Below are 10090 nucleotides of genomic sequence, written 5' to 3' on the forward strand. Positions count from 1 at the left end.
GTTTGATTCGGGGGATGCGTGGCATCTCGAAGCCACGCGCGCCCTCACCACCCGCGGTCATTCCGGGATGCGTGCGTCAGCACGCAGACCCGGAATCTCGCTGTGCTCTTCGACGCGCGAAGCTGTCCATTCTTCTGGGCGACGCTCGCTTCTGACGTCATCCCCGCGCAAGCGGGGATCCAGTATCCCAGAGAGCTGGTGATCGGCATGGAAGCTCTGGAATACTGGGTCGCCCGCCTGCGCGGGCGATGACGGGCGTTGTTATCTGCCGGCGTCGATTCCCGGTTCGCTCGCTGACGAGAGCGCCACGGAATGACCCGGGGAGAAGCCCGAGCAGCGAACGCCGCGCGCGCGCCTCACCACGCACCGTCATTCCGGGATGCGTGCCAAAGCACGCAGACCCAGAATCTCGCAGTGTTCTGCGTACCGCGCGAAGCTGTGCATTCTGGGCAACCGCTCGCTTTTGACGTCATCCCCGCGCAAGCGGGGATCCAGTATTCCAGGGGCCTGGTGATCGGCACGGAGGCTCTGGAATACTGGATCGCCCGCCTGCGCGGGCGATGACGGGCGTTGTTATTTGCCGGCGTCGAGATTCCGGGTTCGCTCGCGAACGCGAGCGCCCCGGAATGACCCGGGGAGAAGCCCGAGCAGTGAACGAACGCCACGCGCGCCCCCTAACCACCTGCCGTCATTCCGGGATGCGTGCGAAAGCACGCAGACCCGGAATCTGGAGATTGTAGCGAAGCAAGATGCAGCGGGGGCGGGCCAGCGCCGCGCAATACGACGTCGAGATTCCGGGTTCGCTCGCTAACGCGAGCGCCCCGGAATGACGCTGTAGGTCGAACAGCAACTTGAAGGAATGGAAGCGCGCAGGCGCCGCACCACAAAGGCGCGGGCGCCCTCCCCGTCCTAACTACTCGCCCCAGGCCTTGAAGGCGTCGTTGAAGGCACGTTCGCCGGGGCCGCCTTTTTCGATGGCGATGATGGCGCGGCGGCCGTTGCTGTAGACGATCGGCACGTCGAACCAGGAACGCTCCTTGAGGAGCTGCAGGTTGCGGGCACGGTCGGCTTCGACGTTGCTCAGGCCGACCAGGAAGAAGCCGTCGGTAACCTTGACGGCGAGCCCGGCGAGCGGCGTGCCGCGCGACTGCTCGTTCGACTTCATCAGGATGCCCGGCACGTTGGAGACACCGCCGCCGGGGAAATCCGCCGGCAGGATGAAGGTCAATTCCGCGGTGTGGCTCGCCGGCAGCGAAGTGTCGGTGTTGCGGCGGAACGACATCGTCATCTTGAACGCCCGCTCGGGCACCTCGATGTCGGCGCGCACCGCGATGTCGGCGCCACCCTTGGCGCTGGCACCCTTCACCTGCTCGGTCTTCCACACCACCGTGCCGACGTACTGCTTGCCCTTCGGATCGTTCGGATCCTCGTCATACAGCACGACGCGCTGCGCCACCGGCGCAGCCTGCTCGGTCGACGGCTGGCCGACCCGGTCGGTGATCTTCGGCCGCTCGGTCGACGGCGCCGGAGTCGCGGGCGCGGCGGTCTGGGTCGAGGGCGAGCGCATCATCGACATCAGGCTCGACACCACGCCCGGTCCCCACACCAGGCCGGCACCGATCAGCATCGCCACCACGCCGATCACCAGCGCGGTGCGCAGCGGGAATTTCGACGGCTTGCGGCTGCCCTTCAGCTTCGGCTCGGCCGGGACACGTGAAGCAGCCGGCGGCGGCGTGTAGCGCGCCGCCTCGTCGGGCGATTCGTCATAGGAGTACGGCGCGTCCGGATCGGAGCGGTTCTCCATGGTCGGCTCGAGCCGGTCGAATTCCGGCGACGGCGCGACATTGGCGTAGGTCTTGCGCGCCGAGCGATTGGCCTGCGCGGCGGCGCGGCCGAGATCGTCGAGATCGGCGGTGACATCGCGGAAGCCGCGCAGCCCCGGCGAATTGGCGGGCGGCGGCGGCTGGTTCGGCAGCGGGCCGCGACGCGGCGGCGCGGCGGGACCGCGACCGGGCAGCGGCGGCTCCGGCGGAATCGGCGGCGGATCGACCCGCAGCGTGCGCGACGGCTTCGGCTCGCCGGTGTCTTCGGCCGCAATCGGTTCGTCGGGATTGCGCGGACGCACCGACGACGGCAGCTCCGGCTCCGGCATCGAGCTCGGCGGCGCACCGCGATTGACCTGCGGCGGCGGATCGCCGGGCCGACCGAGCGGACGGCTCGACGCACGCAGCGCATCACCGGGACGCGGCGGGTCGCCCGGACGGCCGCGGCCCTTAAGCTCGGCGCGCGAGGCATCGCGGGCGCGCTGCGCGGCCTCGGACTCGACCTTGCGCACCGCCTCTTCGAGCGCCAGCCGCTCGCGGGTGATTTCGGATTCGGTCAGCGGCGGCTGCACGCCGCGCAGCTGCGCGATCAGAGCCGCGCGCGCCCGCTCATAGATCGCGCGACGTTGCTCGCCCGGAGCACTCGGATCCAGGCTCGCAATAGCGCGTGCGATCAGCGGATAGTAATCAGCCATCTCGACTCAATTTACGATGTCTTTCGGTAACATCTTATTAAGCCTCGAACGGGTTCTGCACCAGGATTGTATCCTCGCGCTCCGGGCTGGTGGACAACAATGCCACCGGACAGCCGACGAGTTCCTCGATGCGGCGAACATATTTGATCGCCTGCGCCGGCAGCTCTGCCCACGAGCGGGCATTCGCAGTCGGCTCCTTCCAGCCTTCGATGGTCTCGTAGATCGGCTCGACCCGCGCCTGCGCACCCTCGCCGGCCGGCAGGTAGTCGATCTCCTTGCCGTCGAGCTTGTAGCCGACGCAGACTTCGACGCTGTCGAAGCCATCGAGAATGTCGAGCTTGGTGAGCGCCAGACCGGCGATGCCGCAGGTCCGCACCGTCTGCCGCACCAGCACCGCGTCGAACCAGCCGCAGCGCCGCTTGCGCCCGGTGTTGACGCCGAACTCCTTACCTCGACGACCGATCTCTTCGCCGATCTCGTTGGTCAGTTCGGTCGGGAACGGACCGGCGCCGACCCGCGTGGTGTAGGCCTTGCAGATGCCGAGCACATAGCCGACCGCGCCCGGGCCCATGCCGGTGCCGGTCGCCGCCTGCGCCGCGACGGTATTGGATGAGGTGACGTACGGGTAGGTGCCGTGATCGACGTCGAGCAGCGCGCCCTGCGCGCCTTCGAACAGGATGCGCTTGCCTTCGCGGCGCTTGATGTCGAGCAGACGCCACACCGACTCGGCATAGGGCAGCAACTGCGGCGCCATCGCCGACAGCTCCGCCAGGATCTGGCCGGCGTCGATCTCCGGCTGGCCGAGGCCCCGGCGCAGCGCATTGTGATGCGCGAGCAGCCGTTCGATCTTGGTCGGCAGAGTGTCGAGGTCAGCGAGGTCCATCAGCCGGATCGCGCGACGGCCGACCTTGTCTTCATAGGCCGGGCCGATGCCGCGCTGGGTGGTGCCGATCGCGCCGGCCTTGGCGGCGTTCTCGCGGGTGGCGTCGAGCTCGCGGTGCAGCGGCAGAATCAGCGTGACGTTTTCGGCGATGCGCAGATTGTCCGGCGAGATCGCGACGCCCTGGCCCTGCAGCTTCTTCACTTCATCGAGGAAGGCCTGCGGATCGAACACCACGCCGTTGCCGATCACCGCCAGCTTCGACGGCCGCAACACGCCCGAGGGCAGCAGCGCCAGCTTGTAGGTCGCGCCGTTGATCACCAGGGTGTGGCCGGCATTGTGGCCGCCCTGGAATCGCACCACGATGTCGGCCTGCTCGGAGAGCCAATCGACGATCTTTCCCTTGCCTTCGTCGCCCCACTGGGCGCCGACCACGACGACATTGGCCATTTCGAGAAGGTTCCCCTGCCACTTTATCGGATGAAGCACGATCGCGGCGCGCCGGTGGCGACGATGACGGATCGGGCTCGCGCGCCCAGGCAAACGCGGCCGTGGCCGCTCGCATACGAGGCACGGCACCGGATAACGGATGCAGGCTTGCGACGCAAGCGAAACGCCCGTCCCACGGCGCTGCAACGCATTGTATCCCCTCTGAAATCCGTCACTGTTTGGAGGCATTCCGGCGAGGCCGACGCGTCGCCCCGCGGTGACTGCCGATCACCCCGGACGCAATACCGTTTTGGTCTCAGACACTGGCCCGCTGGTTCGGCAGCCGCTTGGCTCCCTTGCGGACGACGACGAAGCGCACCCCGATGGTGTCGCCCTCGACCCGCACCAGCTCGCAGCGTCGATAGGCGGTGCCGTTCGGCGTCAGCACCAGGAAGAACTCCCGCAGGTTCAGCCCGGCCATCGAGGTCTTCAGGATCAGCTTGGCGCCGGTCTGCGAGATGTCGGCGATCGCGCAATCGCGCCGCCAGGTGCCATCGACGGCAATCATCACCGAATCTATCGCGGTTTCGAACCGGACCCGCGGATCTTTGCGGTCGCCATAGGTCACGCTCGGCTCCGTGCAATTCTTGGCGCCGCAACGACGTTGTCGCGGCCAATCGTCTTGTTCTTGAAATCCTCGGATCGACGCCCCGACGGCAGCCGCCCGCGGGCCTTGGGCTCCGCGCGCGAAGCCAATCCCTTGGAACTATTACCCCCGTCAGTTGTGGCGAATCGTAATCCACAACCACTTCCGATTCGTAAAATCCAATGCAGATGTCAGGCATTCGCATTCACAATGCGTTGACCTTTTCCGCCGCGTGGCAAGCTTTCCTAAGAGTAGCGACGCGCTCGGCCCGCCGCCCTGATCAAATGAGATCCGTGAGCCTGATTTGGGTTTGACGCGTTTGTCGAAGCGGGCTGGTGTCCAGTTCGCGCCAAGACGCACCAGGAGACCGCATGGACAGCATCAAGACCCAGGGACTTCGCGTGCCCAAGCTCGGGCTCGGCACTTTCAAGCTGCAGGGCAAGGACTGCCACGAGGCGGTGCTGACCGCGCTCGGCCTCGGCTATCGCCACATCGACACCGCCGAGATGTACGCCAACGAGGACTCCGTCGGCGACGCGCTGGAAGACACCGACGTGCCGCGCGATCAGATTCATCTCACCACCAAGGTGTGGTGGACCAATCTCGCGCCCGACGCGATCCGCAAGGCATTCGACCAGAGCCTGCGCAAGCTGAAGACCGACTATGTCGACTTCTATCTGATCCACTGGCCGGCGCCGGACATGAATCTCGGCGCGGCGCTGGAGACGCTGCTGAAGATCAAGGACGAAGGCGGCGCCCGCGCGATCGGCGTCTGCAACTTCCCGGTGGCGCTGATGAAGCAGGCGGTGGAGGAGATCGGCGCGCCGATCGCCTGCAATCAGGTCGAGTATCACGTGCTGCTCGGGCAGACCAAGCTGCTGCCTTATCTGCAGAGCAAATCCATCCCACTCACCGCCTACGCGCCGCTGGCCCAGGGCCGGCTCGCCTCCTATCCGGAGCTGCAGGCGATCGCCGACAAGCACAGCGCCACCGCGGCGCAAGTGGCACTGGCCTGGCTGCTGGAGCAGAACGGCGTGATGGCGATTCCGAAAGCCCGCAGCGAAGCCAGCCAGCGCAGCAATCTTGGCGCGCTGACCATCAAGCTCGACTTCGACGACCGCGCCGTGATCGCCAAGCTGCCGAAGAACCAGCGCTTCGTCACCCCGGCGTTTTCGCCGAAGTGGGACGAGGCGTAGCGGCGGGATCGCCACAACTGAGCGGCCGAGTATTTGGCCCCACCCTCGTCATTCCGGGGCGCTCGCAAAGCGAGCGAACCGGAATCCCGAAATGCAAGTCCCAGCGCCCTGCCCCACACCTCCAGATTCCGGGCTCACGCGCTGACGCGCGTGCCCCGGAATGACGGTGCGGGGGACATGATGGCGTTGCATTGCGTCGGCTTGCGCGCAGTGACAATGTGCGCGCCGGCGCACGCCAGTCTGCGCCGCCCTGCGACCTGCCTCGAGTCCCACCATGTCGAAATCCACCCGCGCCACCCAGATGCTGGAGAAGCTCGGCGTCGCCTTCAAGCTGCACAGCTACGAGTACGATCCGAACGCCGAGGCGATCGGACTGGCCGCCGCAGCGGCGGTGGGGGTCGAGCCGAAGCGGATGCTGAAGACGCTGATGGCCGAGCTGGATGGCAAGCCGGTGTGTGCGGTGATCGCGTCCGACAAGGAAGTCAGCATGAAGAAGCTGGCGGCCGCGCTCGGCGGCAAGAGCGCCAAGATGATGAAGCCGGCCGACGCAGAGCGGCTGACCGGCTACCATGTCGGCGGCATCTCGCCGTTCGGGCAGAAGAAGCGCGTGCCGGTGGCGATCGACGACGCCGCGCTCGCCGAAACCACGGTGTATCTCAACGGCGGTCAGCGCGGCCTGCAGATCGAGCTCGATCCCAACGCCGCCGTCACCGCGCTCGGCGCCGTGGCGCGCCCGATCGCAGCGGACTGACACGCCGGTTCGCCGCCGCGCATGCTCGCGATGCGTGCAGCCTGCTTGTGATCTGTGCAAAAACCCGTATTGCTGGGGCCAAATCTCAAAGGGAGGCGGCGTTCTGCTGATGCGGGCATGGCCGGGCGTGCGCGCCGCTTCCGAGCACCGGGCCTGCTATGACCACCACGACGCCGCCCGCTGAAGCGCCCCGCTTCGGCTGGATCTCCGACCAAGCCTATCTGCTGCTGAGCCTGACCTCGCTGTTCTGGGCCGGCAACGCCATTGTCGGCCGCGCCATCGCCGGCCACTTCCCGCCGGTGACGCTGTCGTTCCTGCGCTGGACCTGCGCGTTCCTGATCGTCGCGCCGTTCGCCTGGCGGCACCTGATCGCGGATTGGAAGGTGATCCGCCGGCATCTGCCGCTGATGGTGTCGGTGTCGGTGATCGGCATCTCGACCTTCAACACGCTGCAATACACCGCGCTGCAGTACACCTCGGCGCTCAACGTGCTGCTGCTGCAATCCACCGCGCCGCTATTCGTGGCGCTGTGGGCGCTGATCGTGCTGCGGATGCGGCTGACCCTGACCCAGGCGATCGGCATCGGCTCGTCGATGATCGGCGTGGTGGTGATCATCCTGCACGGCAACATCGCCGAACTCGCCGCGATCGATCTCAACCGCGGCGACGTGCTGTTCGTCTGCGCGCTGGCGAGCTTCGGGCTGTACACCACGCTGACCCAAAAGCGGCCGCCGATGCACGCGCTGTCGTTTCTCGGCTTCACCTTCGGCTGCGGCGCGCTGTTCCTGATCCCGCTCGAAATCTGGGAGCTGAGCACCAAGCCGCTGCCGGCAGTCGATTGGCGCAATCTCGGCGCGCTGGCCTATGTGGCGGTGTTCCCGTCGATCCTGGCCTATCTCTGCTACAACCGCGGCGTCCGGCTGATCGGCGCCAACCGCTCGGCGCCGTTCTTCCATCTGGTGCCGGTGTTCGGCTCGGCGATGGCGATCCTGTTTCTCGGCGAGCAGCCGCACCTCTACCATGCCGTCGGCTACGCGCTGGTGCTGACCGGCGTGGTGATCGCGGCGCGCAAGCCGAAGACGGCGTGAGCGCTCCGGCGCTCACTTCACCGGGATGTGAAACTTGCTGAACGCCTCGCGGGTGCAGATGATCAGGTGATCGGCGCAGGCGTTGCGCCGATGCGGCTCGCACTGGCTGAGATATTCCGGCGACCGCATCATCGCCATGAACGCCGCGACCGTCGGGTAATACACCAGCGAGACATAGTCCCAGGGGGCGTGGTCGGAGCGGCCGAGCGCGATGCCCTTGGCGTTGCCGTTCCACAGCAGCATGCCGCCATGCTCCTTGATCAGCGCCACCTTCTGGGCGCTGTAGCGCAAGTAAGCATCCCAACCGGTGCCGTCGCCGTCTCCGGACTGCTCGTTGAACCGCAGCAGGTTCACCATCACCACCGGGCCGGGATCGTCCCGGTCGAGCGCCGTCAGCCCTTCGATGTTCAACTCGTCGATACTCATCCTCGCCCCACTCGATCCGTGCGCCAGCATGCGCAGATCGCCGGCGACGTGGTAGCCGATTCTTTGCCGCGGCCAACCGCGCCGCAGCAACGCTTCCACCCGCGCGGCGCATGGAACTCGCCGCCCACGCAAACACTCGCGACGCATGCCAGCAATCCGCCGCGCACCTCTTTTGCGCCGACGTGAATTCAGGCACGAAGGCCAAAATGGTTCCCTTGCCCCGGCCCTCGATTTGATCGCCTGGTCCCGCTCCGCTTTCGGCTGGCTCGCCCACCAGCCTTATCTTCTGCTCAGCCTGACCTCGCTGTTCTGGGCCGGCAACATCGTGCTCGGCCGCGCGGTGGCCGGCCATGTGCCGCCGGTGACGCTGAGCTGCGCGCGCTGGGTCGGCGCGATGCTGCTGCTGTTGCCGTTCGCCTGGCCGCATCTGCGGCACGACTGGCGCAAGCTGCTGCACCACTGGAAGCTGATGATCGTGCTGTCGGCGACCGGCTTCGCGATCAACAACGCGCTGTCGTATTGGGGGCTGCAATACACCCAGGCGCTCAACGCGCTGCTGATGCAGTCCTCCGGGCCGCTGTTCGTGGCGCTGTGGTCGCTGCTGCTGTTCGGCGTGCGGCTGACCTGGATGCAGGCGGCCGGCATCGCGTTGTCGCTGCTCGGCGTGCTGACCATCATCCTGCGCGGCGACTTCGCGGCGCTGGCAGGGATCGAACTAAACCGCGGCGACCTGATGGTGGCCGGCGCGCTGTGCGCATTCGGGCTGTATTCGGCCTTGATGCCGAAGCGACCGGCGACGCATCCGCTGTCGCTGATCGTGGTGACGACCGGCTGCGGCGCGCTGCTGTTGCTGCCGTTCAGCGCTTGGGAATACGCCAGCGGCGTGCGGCCGAGCGCCGACTGGCTCAGCGCCGCGACGCTCGCCTATGTGGTGATCTTCCCGTCGATGCTGGCGTATCTCTGCTTCAACCGCGGGGTGGCGCTGATCGGGCCGAACCGCTCGGCGCCGTTCCTGCATCTGATGCCGGTGTTCGGCTCGGTGATGGCGATCGTACTGCTCGGCGAAAAGCCCGAGCTGTTTCACCTCGCCGGCTACGCCATGGTGGTCGCCGGCGTGTTCATCGCCGCCCGGCGGTGACGGTACGCACAGCCGTCAGGCCGCGCGCACCGTGTGCATGAACTTGCCGACCTCGAGCTTGAGCCGGTTGCTCTCGCCGGCGAGCGACTGCGCGGCATGCAGCACTTCGCCGGCCGCAGCGCCGGTGCCGCTGGCGCCGTGCTCGACCTCGACGATGTTCGACGACACCGCGCGGGTGCCTTCGGCCGCCTGCTGGATGTTGCGCGAGATTTCCCGAGTCGCGGCGCCCTGCTCCTCCACCGCCGAGGCGATGGTCGAAGCGATCTCCGACATCTTCTCGATAGTGCCGCCGATGCCCTTGATGGCATCGACCGACTCGTGCGTCGCCGACTGGATGCTGGCGATCTGCTGACCGATCTCGCCGGTCGCCTTCGAGGTCTGCTCGGCCAGTGCCTTCACTTCGGCGGCCACCACCGCAAAGCCGCGGCCGGCCTCGCCGGCACGCGCTGCCTCGATGGTGGCATTGAGCGCCAGCAGGTTGGTCTGCTGCGCGATGGTGTTGATCAGTTCGACGACGTCGCCGATCCGCGCCGCAGCCTGCGACAGCTCCTCGACGCGGTGATTGGTGTGGGCCGCCTGCTCGACCGCATCCGACGCGATCTTGGCCGAGGCCTGCACCTGGCGGCTGATCTCCTCGACCGACGCGGTCATCTCCTCGGACGCCGACGCCACCGACTGCACGTTGGTGGAGGCTTCTTCCGAGGCGCCGGCGACCGTGACGGTGAGATGCTGGGCCCGCTCGGCATTAACGTTCAGGGTGCCGGCGGAGGCTTCCAGTTCGGTCGCGGCCGACGACACCGTCTCGATGATCTCACCGATCGCGCTTTCGAAATCGTCGGCGAGCTTGTGCATGTCGGCACGGCGCTGCGCGGCGGCGATCGCATCCTGGCGGATTCGGGCGTCGGCCTCTTCGCGCGCCTTGGCGGCGGCGTGGACTTTGAGATCCTCGATCGCGTTGGCCATGTCGCCGATCTCGTCCTTGCGGTCGAGGCCCGGCAGCGTCAGGTCGAGCTGACCC

9 protein-coding genes are annotated in these 10090 nt (G+C 67.0%); 4 read left to right on the plus strand and 5 right to left on the minus strand.

The window, feature by feature from the left end; genetic code table 11:
* Nucleotides 1–913: 913 nt before the first annotated feature.
* From DY467_RS24870 to DY467_RS24880, 3 genes are all read right to left on the minus strand, one after another.
* Complete coding sequence (locus DY467_RS24870) at nucleotides 914–2518, minus strand: hypothetical protein (protein ID WP_164639695.1); 1605 nt, start codon at nucleotides 2516–2518, stop codon at nucleotides 914–916.
* A 37-nt stretch (nucleotides 2519–2555) separates the two neighbouring features.
* On the minus strand, nucleotides 2556–3848 hold the full coding sequence (locus DY467_RS24875) for an adenylosuccinate synthase (protein WP_107345879.1): 1293 nt from the start codon (nucleotides 3846–3848) through the stop codon (nucleotides 2556–2558).
* A 295-nt stretch (nucleotides 3849–4143) separates the two neighbouring features.
* Nucleotides 4144–4455, minus strand: coding sequence for a PilZ domain-containing protein (locus DY467_RS24880; protein WP_164639697.1), 312 nt, complete (start codon nucleotides 4453–4455; stop codon nucleotides 4144–4146).
* 389 nt (nucleotides 4456–4844) lie between these two features.
* Between DY467_RS24880 and DY467_RS24885 the strand changes: the two genes are divergently transcribed.
* From DY467_RS24885 to DY467_RS24895, 3 genes are all read left to right on the plus strand, one after another.
* Entirely contained in the window at nucleotides 4845–5669 is an 825-nt protein-coding gene (locus tag DY467_RS24885; protein WP_164639699.1) for an aldo/keto reductase, read from the plus strand.
* A 274-nt stretch (nucleotides 5670–5943) separates the two neighbouring features.
* A complete protein-coding gene (ybaK, locus tag DY467_RS24890) occupies nucleotides 5944–6420 on the plus strand; it encodes a Cys-tRNA(Pro) deacylase (RefSeq protein ID WP_107345882.1) in 477 nt (158 codons plus the stop codon).
* A 158-nt stretch (nucleotides 6421–6578) separates the two neighbouring features.
* Nucleotides 6579–7508, plus strand: coding sequence for a DMT family transporter (locus DY467_RS24895; RefSeq protein ID WP_107345883.1), 930 nt, complete (start codon nucleotides 6579–6581; stop codon nucleotides 7506–7508).
* A gap of 12 nt (nucleotides 7509–7520) precedes the next feature.
* Here DY467_RS24895 and DY467_RS24900 read toward each other — a convergent pair whose 3' ends face one another.
* On the minus strand, nucleotides 7521–7934 hold the full coding sequence (locus tag DY467_RS24900) for a DUF1330 domain-containing protein (protein ID WP_164573075.1): 414 nt from the start codon (nucleotides 7932–7934) through the stop codon (nucleotides 7521–7523).
* A gap of 232 nt (nucleotides 7935–8166) precedes the next feature.
* On the opposite strand from DY467_RS24900, the gene DY467_RS24905 reads away from it, so the two are divergent.
* Nucleotides 8167–9072, plus strand: a complete 906-nt coding sequence (locus tag DY467_RS24905) for a DMT family transporter (RefSeq protein ID WP_107345884.1) — start codon at nucleotides 8167–8169, stop codon at nucleotides 9070–9072.
* A gap of 15 nt (nucleotides 9073–9087) precedes the next feature.
* Here DY467_RS24905 and DY467_RS24910 read toward each other — a convergent pair.
* Nucleotides 9088–10090: methyl-accepting chemotaxis protein (locus DY467_RS24910; protein ID WP_246701640.1), on the minus strand; the 1003-nt coding region annotated here is incomplete at its 5' end.

This window comes from Rhodopseudomonas sp. BR0G17, from assembly GCF_010907025.1.
Lineage (GTDB): Bacteria > Pseudomonadota > Alphaproteobacteria > Rhizobiales > Xanthobacteraceae > Rhodopseudomonas > Rhodopseudomonas palustris_H.

Excerpts from the sequence above, each read along its gene's own strand:
- DY467_RS24870 (WP_164639695.1), bottom strand. The coding sequence starts at position 2,518 with ATGGCTGATTACTATCCGCTGATCGCACGCGCTATTGCGAGCCTGGAT.
- ybaK (WP_107345882.1), top strand. The coding sequence starts at position 5,944 with ATGTCGAAATCCACCCGCGCCACCCAGATGCTGGAGAAGCTCGGCGTC.
- DY467_RS24895 (WP_107345883.1), top strand. The coding sequence starts at position 6,579 with ATGACCACCACGACGCCGCCCGCTGAAGCGCCCCGCTTCGGCTGGATC.
- DY467_RS24900 (WP_164573075.1), bottom strand. The coding sequence starts at position 7,934 with ATGAGTATCGACGAGTTGAACATCGAAGGGCTGACGGCGCTCGACCGG.
- DY467_RS24885 (WP_164639699.1), top strand. The coding sequence starts at position 4,845 with ATGGACAGCATCAAGACCCAGGGACTTCGCGTGCCCAAGCTCGGGCTC.
- DY467_RS24875 (WP_107345879.1), bottom strand. The coding sequence starts at position 3,848 with ATGGCCAATGTCGTCGTGGTCGGCGCCCAGTGGGGCGACGAAGGCAAG.